We start from the raw sequence: 24,800 nt of genomic DNA, 5'->3' as shown, positions 1-24,800 counted from the left end.
GCAACGCCGCGATGCTGCCGGTAGTGCCGGCGTCGAAAGCGTTGGCTGTATTAGCACTGGGCCCGTCTGCGCCCGGACCGGCATCAATTCTCCCACGTCGCCGGAGGAATGGTTGCGTTACCGGCGCTTCGATCTATTCTGGGGTTAGACCCTCAGTCCGGCGCCGGCAGGGGACAGTGCCGCGGCGACTGTCACTGACCTCGGAAGGGGCACGCAATGACGCAGGACGGGACCAACGCGGATCCTCTCGAGCCAGGTCTGCCGGAGGACGAGCAGTTCGCGGACGAACTGCTGGACCACAAGTCCGGCCACCGCATCACGTTCGGCCCGTTGGCGTTCTTCACCGGTTTCTTCGTCACCATCGCCGCCTTCTCGCTCACCCTGATGCTGATCTCGATCGTCGGCGGCACGTTCAGCTGGCGGCAGGTCTGGCCGACCTTCGGGATGGCGTTCGTGGTGCTGCTCTACGCCGCCGGCATCGGCCTGATCATCGGCGCACCCATCGCCTTCCTGCTGGGCCTGGCGCTGCGGCCGGTGCGCCGCCAGTGGGTCCACGTGCTGGTGTTCTTCGTGGTCATTACTCTGGTGGCCTGGTTGATTTTCAGCGTGATGTACGGCGGGGCGGCGTGGGAGACGCTGCTGCTGGCCGCGCTGATCGGGCTGTGCGCCGCAATCGGCCGGGCCTCGGTGTGGAAGCTCGTGACCGTTTACGACTGAGGGGTGCGGGTCCGTTGGAACCCAGATCCGGTCAGCGGAACGACGGCGGTGCAGGCCCATGGATCGCGCCCGGTTGGCCATCGACGGGGGTCACGGTGGAAAATGGACGCATGCCTTCTTCCACTGACATTTCCGCCGACGCTGCCCTGAATGCCCGTCCCGCTATCACGCTGACGATTGCGGGCTCCGAAGCCACCGGCGGCGCCGGTGCCCAGGCGGACCTGAAGACCTTCCAGGAACTCGGCACCTACGGCATCACCGCCCTGACGTGCATTGTCTCCTTCAATCCGAAGGACAACTGGAACCACCGCTTCGTCCCGGTCGACGCGAACGTCATCGCCGACCAGCTCGAAGCCATCCAGACCTGCTACGAGGGCTCGCTGAAGACCGTCAAGATCGGCATGCTCGGCTCCCCCGTCACCATCGACACGGTAGCCAGCGCCCTGGGCAACCAGGAGTGGGACAACATCGTGCTGGACCCCGTGCTGATCTGCAAGGGCCAGGAACCCGGCCACGCACTGGACACGGACCAGGCACTCAAGGCGCAGGTACTGCCGCTGGCTACCTTCGTCACCCCGAACCATTTCGAGGCCGAATCCCTCTCCGGCATCACGATCAACAATGTCGAGGATCTGGAAAAGGCCGCCCGCATCATCCACGAAGCCTCCGGCGCTGCTGTGCTGGCTAAGGGCGGCGTACGCCTTGAGGGCCCGGATGCCGTGGACGTCTTCTTCGACGGCGAGACCCTCGAGGTACTCAGCGCACCGAAAATCGGTGAGGTGGCCGTCAGCGGCGCCGGCTGCTCCTTGGCTGCGGCCGTAACCGCCGAACTGGCCAAGGGCGCCACTCCGCTGGAGGCCGCCCGGACCGCCAAGACCTTCGTGACCGAGGGCATCAAGGCGCGCGTCTCCTCCCACGCCCCGTTCGACGCACTGTGGCAGGGCTTCGCCAACTAAGGCGCGGGTCCGGCGGCCGTTCCGCTCGCTTTCAGGCGTTTCCGCACCTTTTCCGCCCTGTTCAAACCCAAGTTCAGGCTTATCGGTCCAACTTTAGGCTTCAAGCGTCCCGCTGACTTGGGACGATGTTCCGGGCGCGTTTTAAACATGGGTCGTTAGCGGGGACCAGGTCGAACGACGACGGCGGGGGCCCGTGTGGGGCAGAGGCCCACAGATTCCGCTGGTCAGAGTTCCCGGGGATTCCGAGTGTCGCGCCGGATCGGGTGGTCCTCCGGGACCTCCACCAGCACGATGTGCACGCCGTCCGGATCGGCGATCCACATTTCCAGCAAACCCCACGGTTCCTCCACCGGCGCACGCAATATGTCCACCCCGGCGGCCTGAAGCTTCTTCCACTCGGCTTCGATGTCGCGGACCTGGATCCACAACTCCAGCCGCCCGGCGCCCTCATCGCCGCGCTGCCCGGATACCTCGAGCAGACCGTTGCCGAGGAAGAATACGATGCCTGGACTTTCGGGATCGCCGAATTCACGGTAGACGGCCAGCCCCAGGGCGTCGCGGTAAAAGGTCTGGCTCTTCGCCGGGTCGGAAGGCCGCAGGATTATGCGACTGCTCAATGGCTCCATTCCGCGATCTTGTCCCAGCCATCCCCAGGCGTCAACCGCTGGCGGGTCGGCGGCGGTACGTCGGCGCGGTCCCGCTTCGAGCGCGAAGTGGAACAGGCAGCCCCGTAGTGCCCTCCCGAACTGCCCTCAGCGGGAGTAATCTAGGGCCAGCGTCGATGCTGCTTCGATGAAGGAGAAGGCTGTGCCCGGGAACTATGTCGCCACCTCGACAATCTTGATCGACGCTCCGACGAGCCAAGTCTGGTCCGTCATCACGGACCCCGAATCGATCCAGGAGTTCATGTTCGGCACCACCGTCGTCACTGACTGGACCGTTGGCAGCCCGGTCAACTGGCGGGGCGAGTGGAAAGGCAAGGCCTACGAGGACAAGGGCGTAATCCTTGCGGTCGAACCCGGTAAGCGGCTGGTGCACACACACTTCAGCCCGCTCTCCGGTCAGGCCGACGTGCCGGAGAATTACCACACGCTGACATGGACGCTCGAGAACAAGGCAGACAAGACCAAGCTGACCCTCTCGCAAGATAACAACCCCAGCGCCGAAGAGGCGGAGCACTCGAAGGGCATGTGGGACAGCTTGGTCCAGGGCGTGAAGACGGTCGCCGAGCGAAGCTAGCCGGTTAAGCTACCCCTTGACTGCCCCTCGCAGCGACTGCCACCATGAACTGCACAGGGCGCATCGTTGCGCAGCATGCGCAACTGAAGAGTTCGGACTGGCGCCAAACTCTCGAAGGAGCAGCACCGCATGTCGCAGATCATTCCCGGTTCCGGCCCCGCCCAGCAGGCCGCCGCGAACCTGCCTGGCCCCGTCCCGCATCCCGACATCACGCTCTACACCCGGCTGCGGAAATCACCCTACTTCTGGAAGTCGCGGGAGCACGGCGTCGCCGCCTACAGCGTCTACAACCACACCTACCACCCGCGCCACTATGGCGATCCGGTCAGCGAATACTGGTCCCTGCTGAACGATGTCACCCTGTGGGACGTCGGCGTGGAGCGGCAGCTGCAGATCAGCGGTCCGCAGGCGTTCGACTTCGCCAACATGCTCACCCCGCGCGACCTGACCAAGTGCCGGGTAGGCCAGTGCAAGTACGTCTTCATCACCGCTCCTGACGGCGGAATCATCAACGATCCCATCCTGCTCCGCGTGGCAGAGGACAAGTTCTGGCTCTCGCTCGCAGACAGCGACGTCCACCTCTGGGCCATGGGGCTGGCGCACGCCGGCGGCTGGGACGTCACCGTCGAAGAAGTCGACGTCGCGCCGGTCCAGATCCAGGGCCCCAAGGCCAAAGGGCTGATGAGCGACCTCTTCGGGCCCCAGATCCTCGACATGCCCTACTACCACCTGCAGCACCACACGCTAAACGGCATGGACGTGGTGGTCAGCCGCACCGGCTACACCGGCGAGATCGGCTACGAAATCTACCTCTACAACGCTACCCTGGACGCCGGGAAGCTGTGGGATACGATCTGGGAAGCCGGGCAACCTCATGACCTCCGCGTGATCGGCCCCTGCCATATCCGCCGGATCGAGGCCGGCATGCTGGCGTACGGCTGCGACATCACCCTGAACACCAATCCGCTGGAGGTCGGCTACGGCTACGACTGGATGGTTGACCTGGACCAGGAGGCCGACTTCGTTGGCAGGGAGTCGCTCCGCAAGGCCCGCACCGACGGGATCGGCCGGCTCATGGTCGGCGTGGAGATCGGCGGCGACCCGCTGGGCAGCTACAACGACGGATCGATGATCGAACCATTCCGTGTCACGACGCACGGCGGCGTCCCGGCCGGCGAAGTCACCAGCGCCTGCCACTCCCCTCGGCTGGAACGCAACATCGGCCTGGCTATGGTCTCGATCGCCCACAGCCGCCTCGGCACGGAACTTACTATCCATACGCTCGACGGCGAACGCCCGGGAACCGTCGTCCAGAAACCTTTCGTGGATCCCACCAAGGCAACACCCAAGGACTGAACAACCGCCGCCCAGCCCGCCGCGGCGACCCCGCGCCGGGTCAGACACCTCTTTATTACGACGGCGGGGCGCGTCTTACGTGGCCGGCGCCGCCTTTGTACGCCTGCGGATAATGTGGACGGACAGACCCGAAGGCGGAAGGAGAGCTGTGGCGGCTCCGGTCATGACTCGGCAGCGCACGGATGCGGCGTGGATCGTCGTCGTGCTTGCGGGCATTACCGCAGCCATGCATATCTGGAAGCTGCCGTCGGCGATCCCCGTCATCCAGTCCGAGCTGGACATGTCTCTGGTGGAGGCCGGGGTGCTGCTGGGACTCGTGCAGGTGGCCGGCATGGCGGGCGGACTGGCCGTCTCCCTGTTCGCCGAGATGATCGGTGCGCGCCGCTGCCTGCTGATCGGTCTGGGCCTGCTGTTCGCCGGCTCCGTGGTGGGCGGTTTCGCGGAGACCGCCGGACTGCTGATGGTTTGCCGGGCCGTGGAAGGTGCCGGATTCCTGCTGGCTACCGTGGTCGCACCCGGCCTGATCCGCACCAACACTCCCCTGCGCCGGGTCAACACCGCCGTGGGATTCTGGAGCGCCTACCAAGGATGCGCCACGTTCGTTGGCCTGATCGCGAGCGCGCTCGTGCTGCAGGTGACGGACTGGCATACGTGGTGGTGGATCATGGCGGCCCTGACCCTGGTGCCGGTGCCGCTGGTGCTCGCCTTCGTTCCGAAGGATCCGGCGGGCGACGGCAGCGGTCTAAAGGCAGCGGTACGGCGGATCGGCGTGACCGTGCGCTCGCCGAAACCGTGGGTGGCCGGCGTCGTCTTCGGCTGTTACACCATCCAGTGGATGGCCGTCGTTGGCTTCCTGCCGACCATTTACCAGCAGAACGGCGTCACCGGAATCTGGCCGGGCGTGCTCAGCGCAGTGGTCGGCGGCCTCAATGCCGTCGGCGCCATCGCCACCGCTCCCCTGCTGCAGCGCGGCGTCACCGCCCGCCGGCTCATCATCCCCACCTTCATCCTCATGGGTGCGACGTCGTTGCTCACCTTCGCGGTGGATTGGACCACGGTGCCGGGAGGCATTGCAATCCAGTTCGCCTGCGTGGCGGCGTTCTCCCTGGTCGGGGCCGCGATTCCCTCCACGCTCACGCGGATGGCCGTCGACCTGGCCCCGCCCGGCGGCTCCACCCCGGCGGCCATGGGCCTGATGCAGCAGATCTTCAACGTCGGCAATTTCACCGGGCCGGCCATCGTCGCCTGGCTGGCCACCGCCACCGGGGGCTGGGACTCCACCTGGTGGATGACCTGTACGTTCGCCGCGCTCGGAATCGGGCTGAGCCTCTACCTGAGCGAGAAGCGCCTCGGCCTGAGCTTCGCGCACCGCTAACTGCACCAGAGCCCGCATCGGCTGCTAGTTGCACCGGTATCAAGCGATCAAGCGTGGATGCCGGCGCTCCATTGCTCCCCGACGGCAAGCAGCATTGACTGGAACGCCACCTCCGCCGGTGCCCGCACTCTGTCATGCCGTTGGGCCAGCATGACCCTCCGCGACGGCACGGAATCACCCAACTGCAGCACCTTGACGCCAGGATGCTGATTGACGACAGCAGTCTGAGGCGCCAGAGCGATGCCGAGCCCGACGCTCACCATCGCCTGCGCTTCCTGGTAGTCGTTGGCTTGGAAAGCAATATGGGGTGCGAAGCCGGCGGAATTACAGCTCCGTTCGAGCACTTCCGCCACCGGATGCTCGTTGGCCCGGACAATCCACTGCTCCTGGGCAAGATCGGCCATCTCAACTTTGCCCATCCCTGCCAGCCTGTGCTCGGCGCCGACCACCAGCACCGTGGGTTCGACGAAGACCTGCGTGAGCTCGAACATCTTCGGATCAAGCCGGTGCCAGTCATACTCCCAGAGGAGGCAGAGGCCCACATCGCCTTTGGCAAGCAGCTCAACCAGCCCGTCGAGCCTGCTGCTGCGTACGTCCAGCCGGATGGCAGGATACTCGCGGCGGAACCTGCTGATAACGATCGGCAGGAACGATCCTCCAAGCGTCGGGAACGTACCCAGGCTCAAGCTGCCGCGCTTGAGTCCGGCGATCTGAGCAAGGTCAGCAACGGCTGCGTCCATTTCCCTCAGGATAGAGCGGGCATGGCTGGCAAGGACGTGCCCGGCATCGGTAGGCACCATGCCCCGGGAGCGGCGCTGGAGCAGCGGCTGACCCACCTCTTCCTCTAGTTTGCGCAGCTGCTGCGACACCGCCGACGGGGTATAGAACAACTCGTCTGCCGCGGCGGTAACCGAACCTGTCTCGACAACCTTCAGTAATATCTGCAGTCTCTTGATATCCAGCATGCCTGACTCCTTTAGCGCTGCTTCAACATACTTTAGAAAACGAGTTTTAGCTACATGGTGTCTCTACTCCCGACCAGTCCGCGGCCGACGTCATGGTGTCTTTCTGGCTGTTGGTGCCCTTCCTGACCCCAGCACATCCTGAATGAAGAAACACTACATACAAGTCCAGTTTTGGTAACTGGTAATTAACTCTCGCTGCCCTCACTATCGAATCAACAAACTTCGTGGGCCCCATCACATCGGGGCACCCAATCTCCGATTCCTAAAGTAGGTGAGAACAATTACCAGATCAGTCGACGCCGTCTGGATGCGCGGCGGAACCAGCAAGTGCTGGGTGTTCGAACGAGAGCAGCTGAATATCCCCGGCTACACGGTGGACGAGGTCCTGCTTCGGCTTTTCGGCAGCCCGGACTCACGACAGGTCGACGGCGTTGGGGGCGGGACCTCGACAACCAGCAAGGCTGTCATCCTGTCCCCTTCCCAGGAACCGGATACGGATGTTGACTACACCTTCGCCCAGGTCGGCATTGACGAGGGCAAGGTCGACTGGGGCAGCAACTGCGGCAACTGTTCCGCCGTCGTCGCCCTCTACGCGATGGATCGCGGCTGGGTCCAGCCGCAAGGGGACGAGACGCTGGTCCGTGCCCTCAACACGAACACACAACAGCAGATTGTGCAGAGGGTCGCGACGCCGGGCGGCAAGTGGCAACCGGAGCTCGACACGATGATTCCCGGTGTACCCTTCCCGGGCACCGAAGTGGGCTTGGGCTTCGTCGAGCCGGCAGGCAAGACCACCGGCAGCCTTCTGCCGACAGGCAACGCCGCCGACCTGCTGATGGTGGGCGGCCGCGCCGTCGAGGCTTCAATGGTTGATGCCGGGGCGCCGCTGGTGATCATTTCCGCCACCACAGCGGGACTCGGCGAGACGGATTTCCGGGAGTGGGGCCTGGAAGTACTGCCCGAACTGGAGAATCTGGACGCGATCCGCCGGGCCGGCGCCGTCGCCATGGGCCTGTCCGACACACCAGAAAGCGCCGAACGTGCCATCCCCAAGCTGGCCATCGCCGCGCCGTCGGACAGCCCGGGCGAGGCCGACGTCCAGATCATGATGCTCTCCATGGGCAACCCCCACCCCGCCTTGGCCATCACCGGGAGCATCGGCCTGACGCTGGCGGCGGGTACACCCGGCACAGTTGTCGAACGTGCCCTCAAGTCACCTGCGGGCACTTCCTTGAATATCCGCACGCCGGCAGGAATCATTTCCACGTGGCGCAGCACCTTGGACGGCAGCGAAATCGTCGGCTCGGTCCGCACCGCCAGGATCCTTGCCCGCGCTTCGCTTCCGCTGCCCCCGCTGCGTGCTGCTGAAGGGCACGCACTGGAACCTGCAAGGCACAGCCAGTCAAAGGAGACACCGATGGTCCAGCTGCCCCCTGCGTCGCAGGATAACGACGACGACAACGGGCGCGACGATCTGCCGCCCGCCGACAATGAATTGGCCGAACTCGCCGATCCGCCGCAGCATTCGCGCCGCACCGTGCTGACCGCCGTCGGGCTCTTCGCCGCGCTCGGCCTGGGCACCACCGTATTCGGCGGCGGACTGCTGCGGCCGCCGGTGACGACTGCGGACGGAGACTACGCCGGGGAGACCATCAAGATGGTCATCCCGCTGGCGGAGGGTGGCGGCACCGATACGTGGGCACGGTTCATCGGCACGGAGATGGTCCATTTTGTTCCCGGCGTACCTGGATTCGCGCCCACCAACGAGTCCGGCGGCGAAGGCATCACCGGAAGCAACCACTTCGCCACGTCCGCCAAGGACGATGGCACCGAGCTGCTTGTCAGCACCGCAACCACGGTGGTCCCCTGGGTTCTCGGCCGGCACGCGGTCAAGTACTCCTTCAGTGACCTGACGCCGGTTCTGGTCAACGGAACAGGCGGAGTCATCTACGCCCGGACCGCCGCCGGCATCAAGTCCGTCAAGGATCTCATCGGCCGCGACAAGCCGCTGGTCTTCGGCGGCATCAGCGCGACCGGCCTCGACCTCACTACCCTCGTCGCCTTCGACCTGCTCGAGGCGGAGACCACGGCCACGTTCGGATTCGAGGGACGTGGGCCAGTCAACCTGGCGCTCCAGCGCGGCGAGATCGATATCGACTACACCACCACTTCCTCCTATGGCTCGGCGGTTGAAGGCATCGCCGAGGAAGGCAAAGCCGTAGTACTGATGTCCTTCGGCCAGCTGGACGCAGACGGCAAGGTCATCCGCGATCCGAACTTCCCCGACGTCCCCACCGTCGTCGAGGTCTACCGCGAACTGCATGGAACCGAACCAAGCGGCGAAAAGCTCGAAGCGTACAAGACACTGCTCGGCCTGACCTACACCTACCAAAAGGGTCTGTGGGCGCCCGCCGGCACCCCGGACGAAGCCGTGAAGCTGCTGCGCGAGTCCGCCCACAAGATGGCCACGGACAAGGCCTTCAACGCCAAAGCGGACAAGATTCTGGGCGGTTACCCGATTACGGCCGATGCACAGTTGCCCGCACGCGTTGCCGAGGCTTACACGGTGACGGATGCAACCAAGAAGTATGTGCTGCGCCTGCTCAAAGACACCTACGACATCGAAGTCGACTAAGGAATAACAATGCTTGATTCAGCTATGGCCGCATTGGCCTCATTGGCGGACCCGGCACTGCTGTTAATGCTGCTCGTCGGCGTTGTGGCAGGCCTGGTCATGGGCCTCATCCCGGGCCTCGGCGGCACCGGAGCGGTGGCGATCCTGCTGCCCATTACCTTCGGCATGGAACCCGCACCCGCTCTGGCCCTGCTCATCGGAGCCCTCGCCGTCGTCCATACCTCGGACACCGTCTCGGCGGTACTGCTCGGCGCACCGGGATCGGCGTCGGCATCGGTGACGATGCTCGACGGCTACTCAATGGCCCGCAAGGGCCAGGCCAAACGTGCACTCAGCCTGGCCTTCCTCTCCTCCATGGCGGGCGGCCTCATCGGTGCCGTTGGCCTGACGCTGGCGATCCCGCTGGCCCGGCCGCTAGTGCTCTCCTTTGCCAGCCCGGAACTGTTCATGCTGACCGTCCTCGGTGTCGCGCTGGCCGCGGTGCTCTCACGCGGCAACGTAGTGAAGGGCCTGGTCGCCGGCCTCATGGGCCTCCTGCTCGGCATGGTGGGCACTTCGCCTACAACAGCCGAGGAGCGCTTCACCTTCGGCAGCCTGTTCCTCGGCGACGGGCTCTCCCTGGTCGCCGTTGCACTGGGCATCTTCGGCCTCGCGGAAATCGCGTCCAGGGCCAGCCAGCGCCGCGGCGAAAATGCTCCGGTCAAGGTCACAGGCGGCTGGGGTTCGGGTATCCGCGAGTGGCTCACCCACTGGTCGCAGGTCATCCGCGGCTCGTTGATCGGCATCTGGGCCGGCGTGCTCCCCGGCGTCGGCGCGACCGCCGGCACCTGGCTGGCCTACGGCCAGGCCGTGGCCACGGCGAAAGACAAGCGTCAGTTCGGCAAGGGCGACCCGCGCGGCATCGTCGGACCGGAAAGCGCCAACAACTCGGTGGAGGCCGGGGACCTGATCCCCACGCTGCTGTTCGGCATCCCCGGCGGCGTCCCCTCCGCGATGCTCCTGGGCATGCTGCTGACCTACGGGATCCAGCCGGGACCGTCCATCATCACGGACCACCTTGACCTGATGTATCTGATCGTCTGGTCCTTCGCCATTGCCTCCGTGCTCGGCGCGCTGTTCTGCTTCCTGACCGTGCGCCCGTTGGCTTCGCTGACCAAGGTTCCGTTCGCCGTCTTGGCGTCCGGCCTCGTTGCGATCATGCTGCTGGGCTCCTTCCAGGAGGGCGGCCAGCTGGGCGACCTCTGGGTCATGGTGCTGCTGGGCGTGGCCGGCTGGGTCCTGAAGTCCACCGGCTTCCCGCGGGCTCCATTCCTGATCGGCTTTGTCCTGGCCATTCCGCTGGAACGCTACTACTTCCTGACCGACAGCCTGTACAACGGCTTCGAGTGGATGCTGCGCCCGGGCACTATGGTGTTCCTGGCGATCCTGGTGCTGCCGATCCTCTGGAACATCTTCAAGTGGATCCGTGCCCGCCGCCGGCTGGACCGCGACGACGACCCGACGCAGGAGAATGCTGTCGACGCCGAAAGTCCGCTGAAGAACTCCACCTGGTCGCGGGCCACCGCACTGGTCGTCATCGTGATCTTCGCTGGCTCGCTGGTCATCTCCTCCGGGTTCTCCCCGGAAGCACGGCTGGTGCCGCAGTTGGTCGGCTGGGGCGGTCTCATCATGGGCCTTGCCCTGCTGGGCCAGGAAATCCTTATTCGGCGCAGGGCCGGGCAGCTCCAAGCCGCCATGCCCGAGCGGGTTGCGGTGGAAGCGGCGTCGCCGTCCATCGCCACTGGGTCCACCAGCTCCGCGCACGCCAACGGCTCGGCCGGTTCCGCGGGAATCACCGGCTCAACCTCCACCGAATCGATTTCCTCGGCAGGCACGGGGACAGGCTCCCGCCGGGCCGCCAGCTCCGTGTCCCTTGTCCGACCTTCGGCGGAGTCGGCAACGAGCGACGTCCCTGCGAGCGGCCAGGCGTCCCCAGGGTACGGGCCGGGCTGGACCAAAGAGGCAGGATTCGCCTTCAAGACGTTCGGCTGGATGGCAGGGTTCCTGATTTTGATCGGCATCCTTGGCTACCTCATTGCCGTCATGATCTTCGTTCCGGCCTTCCTGCTCATCGTCGCCCGGGCCAAAACCAAGACGACGATCATCTACACGGCCGTTCTCTACGTGGTACTGCTGGCCCTGCCGACACTGCTGCCCATCGACCTGCCGCAGGGCTGGCTCAGCCAGCTTGTCGGCTGAGCCAGCGAACGATACGAAAGCGAAAGGAACCAACGATGACAATCCTCGCCTGCTTTACCGACACCCCTGAAGGCCGGGCCGCAGTTCGGCGTGCAGTCGAAGAAGCCGGGCGGCTCAACTCCGACGTGCTGATCGCGAATATCGACACCGACCGACGGGAGCTGTTGCTGGCGGAGTTGGACATCGATCCGGCCGAGTTCAACAGTGGAGGCCGTACGGTTGCCGTGTTGCCGCCGTCGTCGGTCATCCATGACGCAGCGGATCTGGTGCTGCAGACCGAGCAGGAGCGCAAGGTCGCCCTGATCGTCCTGGGCCTGCGCCGGCGTTCCCGGGTGGGAAAGCTCATCCTCGGCAGCCACGCGCAGCGGATCCTGCTCGACGCCGGCTGTCCGGTCCTGACCGTCAAGGCGAACTGACCGGGAAATGAAACTCGTCCCCGGGCATTGCACGCAAGCGATGCCCGGGGACGAGTTGCTTAAGGCCTCAGGCACGTACCACCGGCAGGTCGCTCCACTCGGTGGTGTAGCGCGGGGAGGAGAAGTCCCGCTTCATGGACCATGTGGCCGGAACGGCCAGCCCGCCCTGGCCGAGGCCGATGGCCGCTTCGCCGAACTTGGCGCGGACGCTGCCCAGCAGGTCCCCGATGTGCCGCTGGTCCAGATCGCTGACAAAAGGGTCCAGCGTCTGCTGCCCGTCGGCCGGCTCGAGTCCGGTGAACAAAACACCCGCCCGCACATAGGAAGTCCCTTCAGTGATGCAGGTCCGCATTGTCGCCACCGCCGTCCTGGTCAGCTGGATGGGATCCTGCGTCGGCACCGGCAGCCGGGCGCTGGCGGAGGGAAACGACTTCTCCCCGCCGCCGAACCTGCTGGTTCCCGCCGTCACCGTCAGCACCGAGGCGCTCAGACCCTCGGCCGCCATCCGGGCTGCACCGCGCTGGGCATAAACCGCCATCACCTGGTCCATTTCCTCTGCGCTGGTTACCGGCGTCGAGAAGCTGCGTGAGAACATGACCTGCTGTTTGTCGGCCCGCTCCTCGGAGTGCGGGATGCAGGCAGTTCCGTTGAGTTCCAGCACCGTCCGCTGAAGCACCACCGAAAACCGCTTGCGGATAAGCTGCGGGTCCGCCGCCTTCAAATCCGCGACAGTCTCGATCCCCATCGCATTCAGCCGCTTCGCGGTCCGGCCGCCCACGCCCCACAGCCCCGTGACCGGCACGCGCGACTGGATCCGCGCGACCTCCGCGGCCGGCATGGAGTCCAGCGAGCAGACGCCTTGCATGTGCGGATTGCGCTTGGCGATGTGGTTCACGAACTTGGCGAGCGTCTTGGTGCCGGCTACTCCTACACACACCGGAACACCGACGTGCCGCATGACGGCCGCCCGGATCCGTGCGGCCGTCCCGAGCAGTTGCCGCTCATCCCCGGGCAACCCTAGGAAACACTCGTCGATCGAGTAAACCTCCTGCCAGCTGCCGAAGCGGCCCAGGACCTCCATCACCCGCGCGCTCAAATCGCCATAAAGCTCGTAGTTGCTGGAACGGGCCACCAGCCCCCACCGCTCGGCCTCCGGCGCCACCTTGAACCACGGCGTTCCGGTGGCGATGCCCAGCTGCTTCGCCTCCTCGGAGCGCGCCACGACGCAGCCATCGTTATTGGAAAGTACGACGACGGGACGCCGCTCGAGCGCGGGGTCGAAGACCCGCTCGCAGGAGACATAGAAATTGTTGACGTCCACTAGCGCGATGCGTCCGCCGGAGAGTGCTGGTTCGCTAGACATGGTGCAGGCACCGGGTGACGACGCCCCAGATGCTCAAGTCGGCGAGCTCGGGCACTTCGGTGGGGACTCCGCCGTCGTCCGTCTGCAGTCTGACGTGGTCGCCGGAGAGATGCAGGCGCCGGATGATCAGTTCACCGTTGACCACGGCCACAACTACGGAGCCGTCCCGCGGGGTAAGGGACCGATCCACGATGAGCTCATCGCCGTCGCTGATGCCCGAGGCAGCCATGGAACTGCCGCTCACCCGCATGACAAACGTGCAAGTACGGTCGCGGATCAGATGCCGGTTCAGGTCGATGCCGCCGTGGAAATAGTCCTGCGCAGGAGAAGGAAACCCGCGCGCATCCCCGGGCCCGCCGTCGTCGTCGTTCATCTCCGGGCCTGGACCGGATGGTGAAGGCGTTTCCATACCGAACACAGCAGCCGCCACCCTTCGAATCTATCTTCGATGGATAACCTTACCACCGGGTGGATCGGGAATTTCTTGAGCTAATTTTGCGCAAGAACCGGCCCAACGCTTGAGTTGCCGCTGGCACGATTATGATCCACAGGCGATGGAGACAGCACAGATTCGGGCACTCGCCCCGACCACCTCCTCGGCTGAGTCATACAGGGTGGGGGCCCCTCAGATGAACGAACCAACGGACAACCGTCCATGCATAGTGATAATCAGCGGCCAGTTGCTGCTCGCAGAACTGCTGTCCGGGGCGCTTGCATCCCACAACCTCATGTCCGGAGGCTTTGCCGGCAGCGCGGCGGAAGGCATCGAGCTGTGCCGTGGCCTGCTGCCGGACGCTGTGGTCCTTGACTATCGGCTGCCTGATAGGGAGGGCCTGGAGACGGCCGAGCAGATCCTGTCCGATTCACCGGCTACGCGGATCATCCTGCTGACCGCCCACCCGTCCCACGACCTGCTTGGCCGTGCGGCCGACCTGGGCATCTGCGGACTGCTGCCGCTGCACGGCACAGTCGATTCGCTGTTCGATGCGATCGAGCACGCTCGGCCCGGCGCCATGGTGATCCATCCGTCCTTCCTGGTGCCAGTCACGCCACCCCTCGGCGCGCCCGGCCTGCCGACGTTGAGCAGGCGCGAACGGCAGGTTCTGGCGCTTCTGGCCGAAGGTTGCGACGTCAAGACTTCGTCCAAGCGGCTGAATGTCACGATCAGCACCTGTCGCGGATATGTGAAATCCGTTCTGTCGAAGCTGGACGCGCACACGCAGCTGGAAGCGGTGGCCGTGGCCAGGCGGATGCAACTGCTGGAACCGGCCCAGCCGGTTTAGCGGCTGCTCCCCCATGGTCTTTCACTAGGATAACTTCGAGCAGGACCGCGCTCTGAAGAACCACGACGACGTTCAGTGATAGAAAAAGGAAGCATGACCACGACAGCGCTCACCTTCACTCCACCCTGCGGTCCAATAGACGGCTGGGAGGACGGGGACGTCATTCGGGCGACTGGTATTCCCTATGCAAATGCCGACCGATTCGCCGCGCCAGCCCCGTCGCCGGACTGGACGGAGCCTTGTAAAGCCACGGAGCTTTCGCCGGCCTGCCCCCAAGTCCGTTCACGATTCCTCACCGAGGTCCTCGGGAACCCGCTGGCCGGTTTACCGCGAGACGAGCAGTGCCAAAGGCTTTCGGTGACCCGGCCCCATGACCTGCACGTGGATGAAAAGCTTCCGGTGATGGTCTGGATCCACGGTGGCTCCTACACCACTGGGGCCGGCGACGCGTCGATAATGGATCCGGCCCGACTGGTGGCAGAACAGCAAGTAGTGGTCGTGGCCGTCACCTACCGGCTGGGCCTGTTCGGTTATCTGGGTTCTGCCGACGCCCGACCGGCCAACCTTGGACTGCTCGACCAGCTGCAGGCATTGCGCTGGGTGCAGCGCAATATCTCTGCCTTCGGCGGCGACCCGGATCAGGTCACGCTGTTCGGCCAGTCCTCCGGCGGTGACGCAGTCGCACATCTCATGGCAGTTCCGGAGTCCATTTCCCTGTTCCGGCGCGCTATTCTCCAAAGTCCTCCTTTGGGCATCTCCCGCGGTCGCCACAAGATGAACGTTGCCATGGCGCAGGCTGCTGAGGTCGTTACCACCGCCATGTCAGCAGACGAGGTGGTGGCTCTGCAGGCCGAAGTCCAGAAGCATGCTTCTTCATACGGTCTCATGGGACAGATGGCATTCGGCACCCAGTACGGACATCATCCCCTGCCCGCCGAAAAAGAGATCGAGGCCGCTTGGGACCGCGCAGCTCCGCACATCGACATCCTCATCGGTCACACCGCAGAGGAGGCGCTGCTTTACTTTCCTACGGTGCCTGCCCTACAACGAGTCGCCAGTATCCCGCTGATCGGGCCTTTGATCCGCCGCGTTGTCGTAAAGCTCGTAACGGCGGCAGTCTACTCGCACGCAATCCACCGGTTCGCCCGGCGCCACGCCCGCGCCGGCGGCACTGCCCACACGTACGTGCTCACTTGGGCAGCCCCCGGCAACCCATACGGCGCCGCCCACACTATCGACCTGCCACTGCTGTTCGGCAACGAGCAGGCCTGGGCTGGTTCGCAATTGCTAACCGGAGCTTCATGGGCGACCGTTGACGCCCACGGCCGGAAGATTCGAAAGTTATGGGCGGATTTCGCGCGCGGCCTCCCACTCGCCGCAAAGGGGCAGGTCCCTGATGTGCTCAGCTATAGCTCGGCTTCCGGAACGTGGTCGAAACCATCCCCAGAATAGGGGGGCCATTGGGGATTGATTTTTGGGACTGAGATTTTTCGAAGGACGGCAGGGCAAGCTTGGTCCTATCTTGATCCCCAGAAACCGCTGACACTGGTCCCAAAGTGATCAAGACTCCGGAGTCCGGCGAGCTCGCCCCAGCCCCGCCGGGCTCCGGATCCCCTTATCCCAGCAGACTCCGGGAACTTAAAAAAGGCCGAACAGATAACCCGACTCAGCGGTTGCCGCGAACGATGTCGTCTGGCATTCCAACGAAATCGTGGGCCCGCTATCGTGTGTCCAGCGTCCTCACGTGCAGGGTTGAGCCCGTTGCTCATCGGTGTCCGTGTCGGGCCAGGATCGGTACCCCGAACGAGGGCAACAGATGGCAACTCCTTTCCCACCGTGTCGAGGGTCACCGAGACTGGGGGTCATGCCCGGGATGCTCCCGGGCACCGACGGCCGCGATCGGGTCCTCGGTACACCGTGGGGAGCGTCGCACTGCGCGCCTCTCCGACTCTGTTCAAAGGAGAACTTCGTTGACCACAGCCAATTCGCGCATGAGACGACGGCGCGGCATGGTGGGCCTCGCCGCCGCGCTGCCGCTAACCTTCATCCTGGGCGCCGGCGCCGTAGCCGCTGCACCCCAGTCCACCAATGAGGGCAATCACGGAAAGCCCGCGGCGCTGGAGACCCGCGCCAAGGAGATCATCAAGGTCAAGGGGCGGCAGTTCAAGGACCTGAATGGCAACGGCAAGCTTGACGTCTACGAGGACTGGCGAAAGCCGGTCGAGGCTCGAGTCGCCGATCTCGTCGGGCAGATGACGCTTGAGGAGAAGGCAGGCCTCATGCTCATCGACACGGTGAACGCCTCGTGCGACCCGGCGACTGGCAAGTTCGGCACCGTACCCGATACCGCCCGCGACTACATCGACAGCCAGCAGATGCACCGGTTCATCTTCCGCAACGTCGTCGACAGCGGTGAGCGGGATGCCTGCCAGCCCAGCGGCGGCGGCTTCGGGACCAACGTGCGCGTCACCCCGGGCGAGGCTGCGACGTTCATGAACGACGTCCAGGAGCTAAGCGAGGCCACTCGCCTCGGCATCCCCGTGCTGTACAAGTCGAACGCCCGCAACCACATCGATCCCCAGGCCAGGGCCGGCATCAACGAGGCATCCGGGGCATTCTCCGCGTTCCCCAAGGAAGCCGGCATCGCCGCCGCCGCCCTCGGCGAGCAGGCGAAGGCCACCGGCGAGGCGACCGATGGAGATATGTCCGTCGTCGAGGAGTTCGCCGAAGTGATGGGCGAGGAATGGTCCTCCATCGGCCTACGCGGCATGTACGGCTACATGGCCGACCTGTCCACCGAGCCGCGCTGGTACCGCACGCACGAGACGTTCACCGAGGACGCCGACCTGGGCGCGAACATCATGGGCCAGCTCGTGGAGTCGCTCCAGGGTGAGGTCGGCAAGGACGGCAACTCCCTGAGCGCAGAGACCGACGTCGCGCTCACGATGAAACACTTCCCGGGCGGCGGCCCGCAGGAGCTCGGCCTCGACCCGCACTACGCCTTCGGCAAGGCGCAGGTCTACCCCGGGGATGCCTTCGGCTACCACCTCAAGCCCTTCGAGGCCGCCATCGAGGCCGGAGTCTCGTCGATCATGCCGTACTACGGCGTGCCGGTCGACGTCACCCACGAGGGCGTGGACTACGACGAGGTCGGCATGGCCTTCTCCGACCAGATCGTTAACGGGCTGCTGCGCGACCAGATGGGCTTCGACGGCTACGTCAACTCCGATACCGGCATCATCAACGATCGTGCCTGGGGACTCGAGGACGCTACCGTTCCCGAGCGCGTCGCCGCGGCCATCAACGGTGGCACGGACACCCTCTCGGGGTTCAACGAGGTGCAGACGATCACCGACCTCGTCGATGCGAAGCTCGTGACCGAGGACCGTGTGGACCTCGCCGCGGAGCGCCTTCTCGCCCCGATGTTCGAGATGGGCCTGTTCGAGGACCCATACGTCGACCCCGCGGTCGCGACCGCCACGGTCGGCAGTGACGAGAACCGCGAGGTCGCCCTCGACCTGCAGCGCAAGTCCACCGTGCTGCTGCAGAACCAGGAGATCGACGGCGACTCCGTGCTCCCGCTCGACGGCGACGAGACCGTGTACGTACTCGGCAACGTCGACGCCGAGGAAGTTGCGGCCTCCGGCTACGAGGTCATCGACGGCAACGACCCGGCTGAGCAGCGCACTGCTGCGGATGCCGACGTCGCGCTCATCTCGATGACCGCGCGGAACGTCAACACCGGCAGCTACGTCAGCAACGACCCGGCCACGGGCCTCAACCCCGAGCACATCAATCCGAGCGCCATCGAGGGCTTCGACGGCCTCGACGGGCAGAGCCCGTACGGCGCGGCGGACGCGTGTGTGGTCAACGGTGGTGGCGCGTGCACCGACGACCGGCTGCGCTTCGGCGGTTCCTTCCCATGGGAGTCGAGCACGCTCGACTTCACCGGCATGAAGGACGCCGAGTCCTGGGAGGTCACCCCGTCGCTCGACGCGGTGCAGCAGGTGATGACCGAGGTCGGTGCCGAGAACACCGTGCTCGACATCTACTTCCGCCAGCCGTTCGTGCTCGACGAGGCCAGCGGCCTGCGCGACGCCGGTGCGATCCTCGCCAACTTCGGCAACACCACCACGGCGCTCATGGACGTCGTCTCGGGCGAGTTCAACCCGCAGGGCCGGATGCCCTTCGCGTTGGCCGGAACCCGTGAGGCGATCCTCCAGCAGAACAGCGACACTCCGGGTTACGACGAAACCGACGACGGGGCGCTCTTCCCCTACGGTTTCGGCCTCAGCTACAAGGAGTAACGCTTTCTCTTCCATTGAAGCGGCGGGCTACCAGAACGGTGGTCCGCCGCTTCACCGTGCCGCGCGAATGGCTAGTCAGGGAGGATCTGGTGGCGGCGAGACGTCATCCGGATCCAACTCCGGGCGGTAACGCAAATAGCGCAATGGGTGACGGAACGACTGCCCGGACCAGGCTGTGTCGGCGGAGACCTCGACAACGATGGGTTCGATGAGGGTCAGCTCGGTCTCTTCCCTGGTGGCGTTGAACCGGGCCATCGCGGTGGACTTCACGCGTTGCGGCCATGGATGCCAGCCGGCCGGCGGCTGCAGCCGCGACCCCAGTAGTTTGGCCGCCGCCGGCTTGAGCGGAACAGAGCGCCCCACTATCCGCAGCTCACCGTCGAGGGGCAGGCCGGCGACGATTGCTTGCGGCTTGGCCATCGGACCGATGACGGCTGCGCAGACGACGTCCAGCGTTTCCCTGTGCTTGACCTTGAGCCATTGGCGCTGACCGCCGTCGTAACTTTGACCGGCGCCTTTGATGACCAAACCTTCGACTCCGGTTGCCGGCAAATCCCGGAACCAGGCGGCGGCTTTTTCCGGATCCGCAGTCACCGGCGACAACTCCAACGGGCCGGACCATCCCTTGGCCAGTTCCTCGAGCAGTGCGCGGCGGTCGCGCAGCGGCTCCTGCCGAATGTCATGGCCAGCCACTGCGAGCAGATCGAAGGCGACGAAGTGCGCGGGCTTGTCCTGCACCTGACGCCACAAGGATTGGGCGGATGCACTCAGACGCTGCTGCAGGAGCGAGAAGTCCAGCCGGTCCTGCGACCAGATCACCGCCTCACCGTCCACCAGGCATCCGGGCGGCAGGTACTCGTGAGCAGCTGGCACCAGGTCCGGGAAGTAGCGGGTGAGGTCCTTGCCCTGGCGGGACTGTAAGAACGTGTCATCACCGTCCCGGCAGACGAGGAGCCGATAGCCGTCCCATTTGGGTTCAAAGAAGCACCCGCCGGGCAGGGCGCCCGGTTTGGGGATCAGTGGGACACTGCGGGCCAACGCCACGTCCAGCGGTGGCCGCAGCTCCGGCGGCAGGCGGTCGGACACTAAGCGAACCGGAACGCCATGCCTACACCGGCGCCCCGGCAGGACGTCCGTTCGAGGCCCTGCGCAGGAGGTCGTTCGCGTCCCTGCGGTCGAGTTCCTGCCGGATCTCGTCGACGCGGAATTCCGTCTCGGGGTCCGGGGAACCTGAACGCTGATATTCCAGATCCAGCTGCCGGTGCAGCAGGCTGTTGAGCACATGGAGCCGTGTGTCCGAAAGCGTGGTCAGGTCAGCTGGGAAGGGCGCATCCGGCGGCAGACTGCTGGCAGTCATCGAAACCTACGCTGCTGCCGGCTGTGCCGGCCTGATCGGCTGGCTGCTGTCCGGCAGTGCGCCCTGGCTGCAAGCGCCTGAATTCGTGGGAAGGACAATGCCCATACTGCCGATTCCCGCGATCTCCAGCTTTCCGATCATTTCGCCCAACTCGGTGTAGCCGAGGGCGTCCAGGACAGTTGGCTCCAGATAATCGGCCTCGCGCAGATCAAGACTGATCTGCGCATCAGCGGCCAGGCCTTTGGTACGAATCAGCAGAGGCAGGAGCGCCTTGTAGTTCCGGGCGGTTACACAGCCGCGGACTTCGATGCGGACCGAAGCCATGTCGGTATCGAGGCACACGCAGACATTCAAACTATGTTCCATTAGTCCTTCTCAAAGGAATGGGAATTGCGGCGCCTGCTTCACCGCTTCAAGACTAGGCATGAGCCTGTTGCGTTCACAATGCCTCGGGGCCACTTTTAGGCCGAGGAAGGGGAAATACCTCAGGCCGAGGCGAGCGCCCTTCGCAGGAACGAGTCGATCACGCTGCCGGCGGTCTCATAGACAGTGGTGTCGCGGCCATCGGTTTGTTTCAACGTGCATGCTTTGCCGGTCCGGCTCTTGACCCGCTCGTTCAAGCAGATCAGCGCGGACAGTACCTCCTCCAGCTCCGCGTCCTCGTCGGAGGTGCAGTGAAGCAGTCGGGCATGTGCGGCTTGCAGCAGCGGTCCTGGGTTGCAGTGCAGCTCACGCCGGAACAGCAGCCGGCAGTTGTCGTAGGCCTGCAGGGCTTCGATGTAACGCGCGCCTTGTTCCAGTCCGTCCACCAAAGCTGTCCATGCGCGTTCGTTCAGCGGCTCCGCAGCAACAGCCTGCCGCGCCCAGTGGACGGCTTCGTCCGTTTTTCCCAGCTTCACTGCCATCTCGGCTGCCCTGGCACTGCAGTCGGCGACTTGCGCCGCATGCCGGGCGCGAGCAGATTCCGCCCATTCGAAAGTCAGCTCATCGCTCAGCAAGGGCGCGGACGCCAGCTCCAGTGCGCTGACGAGCTTAGGATAAGCCTCCGCCGGCTTGGTGCCGTCTGCCGCGCCGATGGTCCGTTCGAACAGGTCAAGATCCACCTGAACCAGCTTCGGGTCCAGAATGTAGCTGCCTTTGTCGGTGCGCAGCGGGCCGTTCTTCGCCTGCCCTGGCTGTATGTTCCGGCGGATGACACTGACGTAGCTTTCCACCGTGGCGCTGGCCGCCGACGGCGGGCTGCCGTGCCAGAGGATATTGATGATTTGTTCCCGCGGGACCGGCCGGCCCAACTGCAGCGCCAAAATTTCCAGGATCTGGCGGGCCTTCGGGCTGCCGAGCTTGGCCGCCGTCAATACCTGCCCGTCCCGCTCCACGCGCAAGGGACCGATGAGTTTGATGGAAATACCCACGGATGGACCAATAAGTCTGTTCATGATGTGCCCCAACCCCCGATAAACCAACGCCCTAGCGGGCATCTGACCTAATAGTCGGCGTACTGCCGCCGGTTCACCAGCCCACGGTGGAGGGTAGGGTGCACCCTCAAATTCGGGGAGCAGGACCCGGGACCTCGGACCCTAGTGCTGATGGAAGAACTAGGGCGCTCGAAGGGATGCGGATTCATCGTGTCCCGGCCGAAGTTTTTTGCAAGTTTTCGGCGAATCATGGCGACATGTCAGCAATAGATGTCAGAACTGACGGCCGGGCAAAAACTGGCCGTCGCACGATCGCCATTCCCCTGGTGCTCGTGGCTGTGCTCGGACTTGCGTTCGGGTACCTGTTCCTCACCGCAGATGTGAAAACCAGTGCTCCGCTGGGCGCATCTGCTGAGGTTGAAGGCGGGGTGGCCAGCATTACCGGGGTCGTTCCGCTCGAAAGCGATGGATGGCAGCCGCCCTCTCCTGTGGCTGCCCTCCAGAAAGATCCGCAGGAAGGCGCACACCGCGTTCGCATCCAGGTGCAGTTCACCGCCTTGGAAAAGACCGGCTTGCCGTTGGATCCTGGCGGATTCTTCGTTGACGGACTCGGCTCGGGAAAGCCCGGCCCGCTATGGACCTCGTCGTCCTCCACGACGCTGGCCCAGGGTGAATTCGTCAACACCACCATGGTGTTCGAACTTCCGGACAAGGCCATCGCCTTGGTCCTCGAAGACGCCGCCGGCAGCCGACTCTCCCTCGGCGTCGAACACCACACGGCTGGCTAAGCAGCCAGCTTGATCCACGAAGTCATCATTGGGAAGTGACTCGATATGTCAGTAACAAGACGGCAACTCCTCACCTGGGGAGGTCTAGGAGTTGTCGGGGCCGGTTTAGTAACCGTCCCCATTTCTACCGTGAGTGCCAAATCGGCCAGCCAACTAAGTTCGCGGGATATGCCTCGGCCATACAAGGCGGCATTTACCAGACCGCCAAGGCTTAAGCCCGATTCAGTCAGCTACGAATCGGACGGCACCCCGGTCAACCACTACACCCTCGCGATGCGCCAAGCGCAAGCCCAGATCCTGCCGACGAAAAAGACCGGAATTCTGGGCTACAACGGAATATTTCCCGGTCCGACGATCGAGCTCGACCAAGGCACTAAGGCAGTGGTGCACATGCGCAACCGGATGCCGAAGAACCACCCGCAGTGGAACCACCACCTGTTGGCGGCATCGACGCATCTGCACGGTTCGGCGTCGCTGCCTCAGTTTGACGGCTACGCCAGTGATGTCATCCAACCAGGCTTTTGCAAGGACTACCACTACCCGAATTTCCAGCCTGCACGGACTCTTTGGTACCACGACCACGGCGTCCATTTCACCGCGCAGAACGTCTATTCCGGTCTGGCCGGGGTGTATGTGATGCATGATCAGCTGGAACGGGAATTGCTGCCGCAGGGCGACTTTGATGTGCCCTTGGTGGTCAGCGATGCGATGTTTGCAGCGAACGGTTCCCTCGCCTACGACGACCGGGAACATTCGGGTTTGTGGGGCGACATCATTCTGGTCAACGGCCAGCCATGGCCGGTGATGAAGGTACAGCCCAGGGTCTACCGTTTCCGGGTCCTAAACGCCTCCATTTCGCGGTCCTACCGGTTCGCCCTCAGCAGCGGCCAGCCCTTCCACATCGTCGGAACGGACGGCGGCCTCATGCCGGCGACCCAGTCCGTCAAGAATTTTCGCCAAGGCATGGCCGAGCGGTACGAAGTCCTGATCGACTTCAGCAAATACACGCCTGGGACACGAGTGGAACTGAAGAATCTTTCCAACGACAACAACCGCGATTACGACCACACCAACAAGGTGATGAGGTTCGACGTCGTTGCTGCCGCCGCCGACATGAAATCGGACCCGAAGTGGAACCAAATTCCTACCAAACTGGTGGACAGCGAAGTCATGTCCCTGACCGACGACGACGCAGACGAAAAGCGCCGCTTCCGGTTGGAAAAGGATGGCGTGGTTGAACCGTGGACGTTCAACGGCGTCACCTGGGAAGACGTGATCGCCAGCAACTTCAAACTGGCCAGCGCGGATCCGGCGCTCAATTCGGTGGAAGTGTGGGAGATCGAGAACAAGTCCGGCGGATGGTTCCATCCGGTGCACATCCACCTGGTCGACTTCAGGGTCCTCAGCCGCAACGGCAAGGCACCTTTCGCCTGGGAGCGGGGGCCAAAGGATGTGGTCTACGTCGGGGAGAACGAAAAGGTGGACCTCGTCATGAGGTTCGGCCCGCATGAGGGCCGCTACATGGTCCACTGCCATAATCTGCCGCACGAGGACCATTCCATGATGTTCCAGTTCCGGGTGGGCCTGGGCGAGGACGATCCGGACCCCTGTGATCCGATGACGGCGGCCATGGCGGAACTCGACACTGACCCGGACTAAGCCGTCATGCCTACCGGCGCGACACAACGTCCCTCCGTTTCCAGTCCCCGGAAACGGAGGGGCCGGGGCGGACTGGTCCTGCTGGGCCTGGCCGGCCTTCTGGCCATCCGAATCTGGGTGGTGGAACCCGCCATCGTGGATTCGGACAGCATGGAACCCACGTTGAATCCGGGCAGCTTGGTGTTTGTCTTCAAGGCGGCACCCCAGCTGTCCGGCATCCACCCCGGCGACGTGGTGGTTTTCCAGTCGCCCGAAGACAACTCGACGATGATCAAGCGCGTGGTGGCAGTAGGAAACCAGACCGTGGAGGTCCGGGACGCCGTGCTGTTTGTCGATGGCATCGCTCCGGATGAGCCGTTTGTGGACCACGAAACCATTGACGGCACTCACTTCTCCTTGCAGCGCATACCTCCCGGCGAGGTGTTTGTGCTGGGAGACAACCGCGAGCGCTCCATCGATTCCCGCGATTTCGGTACGCTGCCGCTTTCCTCCCTCCAGGGCTTGGTGCTCGGAGCGGGAAAGTAGGAGCCAATCCGGACATCTGTTCCTCTGGCGCGCCCGCCGAATCTTGCTACCGGGAAGCTAAGGAATTTTCAAGAAGCAGCAGACAGTCTCAATCTCATTCCTGGACGCCATGGACGGCAGCGGCACAGGAAAAACCGGGGGAAATGTCATCAGCTCGGATCGAGGGTCAGCCAACGGCCCGGGCACACAAACAGCGGATCTGCCGG

Annotated in this window: 22 protein-coding genes; 14 read left to right on the top strand and 8 right to left on the bottom strand. The window is 64.4% G+C overall.

Features of this window, described 5'->3' with window-relative positions:
• The first annotated feature begins 216 nt into the window (after nt 1–216).
• Both AC3A4M_RS09160 and thiD read left to right on the top strand, forming a co-directional pair.
• Nucleotides 217–717 (top strand): hypothetical protein, encoded by a 501-nt coding sequence (locus tag AC3A4M_RS09160; protein WP_498735415.1) that lies wholly within the window; start codon nt 217–219, stop codon nt 715–717.
• 110 nt (nt 718–827) lie between these two features.
• Nucleotides 828–1,673, top strand: coding sequence for a bifunctional hydroxymethylpyrimidine kinase/phosphomethylpyrimidine kinase (thiD, locus tag AC3A4M_RS09155; RefSeq protein ID WP_498735414.1), 846 nt, complete (start codon nt 828–830; stop codon nt 1,671–1,673).
• Nucleotides 1,674–1,897: 224 nt separating this feature from the next.
• On the opposite strand, the gene AC3A4M_RS09150 is transcribed toward thiD, so the two are convergent.
• Entirely contained in the window at nt 1,898–2,299 is a 402-nt protein-coding gene (locus tag AC3A4M_RS09150) for a VOC family protein (protein ID WP_498735413.1), read from the bottom strand.
• A gap of 181 nt (nt 2,300–2,480) precedes the next feature.
• On the opposite strand from AC3A4M_RS09150, the gene AC3A4M_RS09145 reads away from it, so the two are divergent.
• From AC3A4M_RS09145 to AC3A4M_RS09135, 3 genes are all read left to right on the top strand, one after another.
• Nucleotides 2,481–2,912, top strand: coding sequence for an SRPBCC domain-containing protein (locus AC3A4M_RS09145; RefSeq protein WP_498735411.1), 432 nt, complete (start codon nt 2,481–2,483; stop codon nt 2,910–2,912).
• Between the two features lie 129 nt (nt 2,913–3,041).
• Nucleotides 3,042–4,268 (top strand): glycine cleavage T C-terminal barrel domain-containing protein, encoded by a 1,227-nt coding sequence (locus AC3A4M_RS09140; protein WP_498735410.1) that lies wholly within the window; start codon nt 3,042–3,044, stop codon nt 4,266–4,268.
• 163 nt (nt 4,269–4,431) lie between these two features.
• A complete protein-coding gene (locus tag AC3A4M_RS09135) occupies nt 4,432–5,643 on the top strand; it encodes an MFS transporter (RefSeq protein WP_498735408.1) in 1,212 nt (403 codons plus the stop codon).
• A 47-nt stretch (nt 5,644–5,690) separates the two neighbouring features.
• Here AC3A4M_RS09135 and AC3A4M_RS09130 read toward each other — a convergent pair whose 3' ends face one another.
• Complete coding sequence (locus AC3A4M_RS09130; RefSeq protein ID WP_498732532.1) at nt 5,691–6,608, bottom strand: LysR family transcriptional regulator; 918 nt, start codon at nt 6,606–6,608, stop codon at nt 5,691–5,693.
• Between the two features lie 271 nt (nt 6,609–6,879).
• On the opposite strand from AC3A4M_RS09130, the gene AC3A4M_RS09125 reads away from it, so the two are divergent.
• The 3 genes from AC3A4M_RS09125 to AC3A4M_RS09115 are packed head-to-tail and all read left to right on the top strand — an operon-like array spanning nt 6,880 to nt 11,897.
• The gene (locus tag AC3A4M_RS09125) at nt 6,880–9,243 is read left to right on the top strand and encodes a PrpF domain-containing protein (RefSeq protein WP_498735406.1); all 2,364 of its coding nucleotides are present in this window, start codon (nt 6,880–6,882) and stop codon (nt 9,241–9,243) included.
• Nucleotides 9,244–9,252: 9 nt separating this feature from the next.
• Entirely contained in the window at nt 9,253–11,481 is a 2,229-nt protein-coding gene (locus tag AC3A4M_RS09120) for a tripartite tricarboxylate transporter permease (RefSeq protein ID WP_498735404.1), read from the top strand.
• A gap of 35 nt (nt 11,482–11,516) precedes the next feature.
• Nucleotides 11,517–11,897, top strand: coding sequence for a universal stress protein (locus tag AC3A4M_RS09115; protein ID WP_498735403.1), 381 nt, complete (start codon nt 11,517–11,519; stop codon nt 11,895–11,897).
• A 67-nt stretch (nt 11,898–11,964) separates the two neighbouring features.
• On the opposite strand, the gene AC3A4M_RS09110 is transcribed toward AC3A4M_RS09115, so the two are convergent.
• Together AC3A4M_RS09110 and AC3A4M_RS09105 are read right to left on the bottom strand one after the other, a co-directional pair.
• Entirely contained in the window at nt 11,965–13,260 is a 1,296-nt protein-coding gene (locus AC3A4M_RS09110) for a Y-family DNA polymerase (RefSeq protein WP_498735400.1), read from the bottom strand.
• Entirely contained in the window at nt 13,253–13,633 is a 381-nt protein-coding gene (locus AC3A4M_RS09105) for a LexA family protein (protein WP_498735582.1), read from the bottom strand. The genes AC3A4M_RS09110 and AC3A4M_RS09105 overlap by 8 nt, the downstream gene beginning before the upstream one ends.
• A 256-nt stretch (nt 13,634–13,889) precedes the next feature.
• Here AC3A4M_RS09105 and AC3A4M_RS09100 point away from each other — a divergent pair, with 256 nt between their 5' ends.
• The 3 genes from AC3A4M_RS09100 to AC3A4M_RS09090 all read left to right on the top strand — a co-directional run bounded on the left by AC3A4M_RS09100 (nt 13,890) and on the right by AC3A4M_RS09090 (nt 18,850).
• Entirely contained in the window at nt 13,890–14,543 is a 654-nt protein-coding gene (locus tag AC3A4M_RS09100; protein ID WP_498735399.1) for a response regulator, read from the top strand.
• Between the two features lie 93 nt (nt 14,544–14,636).
• Nucleotides 14,637–15,995 carry a carboxylesterase family protein gene (locus AC3A4M_RS09095; RefSeq protein WP_498735397.1) on the top strand — a complete coding sequence of 453 codons (1,359 nt, stop codon included), beginning with the start codon at nt 14,637–14,639 and terminating at the stop codon, nt 15,993–15,995.
• Between the two features lie 518 nt (nt 15,996–16,513).
• Nucleotides 16,514–18,850, top strand: a complete 2,337-nt coding sequence (locus AC3A4M_RS09090; protein ID WP_498735395.1) for a glycoside hydrolase family 3 protein — start codon at nt 16,514–16,516, stop codon at nt 18,848–18,850.
• Between the two features lie 75 nt (nt 18,851–18,925).
• Here the strand turns inward: AC3A4M_RS09090 and AC3A4M_RS09085 are convergent, their stop codons facing one another.
• The 4 genes from AC3A4M_RS09085 to AC3A4M_RS09070 form a co-directional block, all read right to left on the bottom strand.
• On the bottom strand, nt 18,926–19,936 hold the full coding sequence (locus tag AC3A4M_RS09085; protein WP_498735392.1) for an ATP-dependent DNA ligase: 1,011 nt from the start codon (nt 19,934–19,936) through the stop codon (nt 18,926–18,928).
• A 22-nt stretch (nt 19,937–19,958) separates the two neighbouring features.
• Nucleotides 19,959–20,207: a hypothetical protein gene (locus AC3A4M_RS09080; protein ID WP_498735391.1), complete on the bottom strand. Its 249-nt coding sequence runs from the start codon at nt 20,205–20,207 to the stop codon at nt 19,959–19,961.
• Nucleotides 20,208–20,213: 6 nt separating this feature from the next.
• Complete coding sequence (locus AC3A4M_RS09075) at nt 20,214–20,573, bottom strand: hypothetical protein (RefSeq protein ID WP_498735389.1); 360 nt, start codon at nt 20,571–20,573, stop codon at nt 20,214–20,216.
• A 119-nt stretch (nt 20,574–20,692) separates the two neighbouring features.
• Complete coding sequence (locus tag AC3A4M_RS09070) at nt 20,693–21,643, bottom strand: AfsR/SARP family transcriptional regulator (protein WP_498735387.1); 951 nt, start codon at nt 21,641–21,643, stop codon at nt 20,693–20,695.
• 236 nt (nt 21,644–21,879) lie between these two features.
• Here AC3A4M_RS09070 and AC3A4M_RS09065 point away from each other — a divergent pair, with 236 nt between their 5' ends.
• The 3 genes from AC3A4M_RS09065 to lepB all read left to right on the top strand — a co-directional run bounded on the left by AC3A4M_RS09065 (nt 21,880) and on the right by lepB (nt 24,594).
• Nucleotides 21,880–22,410, top strand: a complete 531-nt coding sequence (locus AC3A4M_RS09065; protein WP_498735385.1) for a hypothetical protein — start codon at nt 21,880–21,882, stop codon at nt 22,408–22,410.
• A gap of 168 nt (nt 22,411–22,578) precedes the next feature.
• Nucleotides 22,579–24,069 carry a multicopper oxidase family protein gene (locus AC3A4M_RS09060; RefSeq protein WP_498735383.1) on the top strand — a complete coding sequence of 497 codons (1,491 nt, stop codon included), beginning with the start codon at nt 22,579–22,581 and terminating at the stop codon, nt 24,067–24,069.
• Nucleotides 24,070–24,075: 6 nt separating this feature from the next.
• Complete coding sequence (lepB, locus tag AC3A4M_RS09055) at nt 24,076–24,594, top strand: signal peptidase I (protein WP_498735382.1); 519 nt, start codon at nt 24,076–24,078, stop codon at nt 24,592–24,594.
• Nucleotides 24,595–24,800 lie beyond the last annotated feature (206 nt).

This window comes from Arthrobacter sp. Soil_C_60, from assembly GCF_057656375.1.
Note: the sequence above shows the minus strand (reverse complement) of the source record. Positions and strands in the feature narration are given on the sequence as shown.

What these genes read in the sequence shown, in the direction of transcription:
- AC3A4M_RS09160 (WP_498735415.1), top strand. Translation starts at nt 217, where the DNA reads ATGACGCAGGACGGGACCAACGCGGATCCTCTCGAGCCAGGTCTGCCG.
- thiD (WP_498735414.1), top strand. Translation starts at nt 828, where the DNA reads ATGCCTTCTTCCACTGACATTTCCGCCGACGCTGCCCTGAATGCCCGT.
- AC3A4M_RS09150 (WP_498735413.1), bottom strand. Translation starts at nt 2,299, where the DNA reads ATGGAGCCATTGAGCAGTCGCATAATCCTGCGGCCTTCCGACCCGGCG.
- AC3A4M_RS09140 (WP_498735410.1), top strand. Translation starts at nt 3,042, where the DNA reads ATGTCGCAGATCATTCCCGGTTCCGGCCCCGCCCAGCAGGCCGCCGCG.
- AC3A4M_RS09135 (WP_498735408.1), top strand. Translation starts at nt 4,432, where the DNA reads ATGACTCGGCAGCGCACGGATGCGGCGTGGATCGTCGTCGTGCTTGCG.
- AC3A4M_RS09130 (WP_498732532.1), bottom strand. Translation starts at nt 6,608, where the DNA reads ATGCTGGATATCAAGAGACTGCAGATATTACTGAAGGTTGTCGAGACA.
- AC3A4M_RS09120 (WP_498735404.1), top strand. Translation starts at nt 9,253, where the DNA reads ATGCTTGATTCAGCTATGGCCGCATTGGCCTCATTGGCGGACCCGGCA.
- AC3A4M_RS09115 (WP_498735403.1), top strand. Translation starts at nt 11,517, where the DNA reads ATGACAATCCTCGCCTGCTTTACCGACACCCCTGAAGGCCGGGCCGCA.
- AC3A4M_RS09110 (WP_498735400.1), bottom strand. Translation starts at nt 13,260, where the DNA reads ATGTCTAGCGAACCAGCACTCTCCGGCGGACGCATCGCGCTAGTGGAC.
- AC3A4M_RS09105 (WP_498735582.1), bottom strand. Translation starts at nt 13,633, where the DNA reads ATGAACGACGACGACGGCGGGCCCGGGGATGCGCGCGGGTTTCCTTCT.
- AC3A4M_RS09100 (WP_498735399.1), top strand. Translation starts at nt 13,890, where the DNA reads ATGAACGAACCAACGGACAACCGTCCATGCATAGTGATAATCAGCGGC.
- AC3A4M_RS09095 (WP_498735397.1), top strand. Translation starts at nt 14,637, where the DNA reads ATGACCACGACAGCGCTCACCTTCACTCCACCCTGCGGTCCAATAGAC.
- AC3A4M_RS09080 (WP_498735391.1), bottom strand. Translation starts at nt 20,207, where the DNA reads ATGACTGCCAGCAGTCTGCCGCCGGATGCGCCCTTCCCAGCTGACCTG.
- AC3A4M_RS09075 (WP_498735389.1), bottom strand. Translation starts at nt 20,573, where the DNA reads ATGGAACATAGTTTGAATGTCTGCGTGTGCCTCGATACCGACATGGCT.
- AC3A4M_RS09070 (WP_498735387.1), bottom strand. Translation starts at nt 21,643, where the DNA reads ATGAACAGACTTATTGGTCCATCCGTGGGTATTTCCATCAAACTCATC.
- AC3A4M_RS09065 (WP_498735385.1), top strand. Translation starts at nt 21,880, where the DNA reads ATGTCAGCAATAGATGTCAGAACTGACGGCCGGGCAAAAACTGGCCGT.
- AC3A4M_RS09060 (WP_498735383.1), top strand. Translation starts at nt 22,579, where the DNA reads ATGCCTCGGCCATACAAGGCGGCATTTACCAGACCGCCAAGGCTTAAG.
- lepB (WP_498735382.1), top strand. Translation starts at nt 24,076, where the DNA reads ATGCCTACCGGCGCGACACAACGTCCCTCCGTTTCCAGTCCCCGGAAA.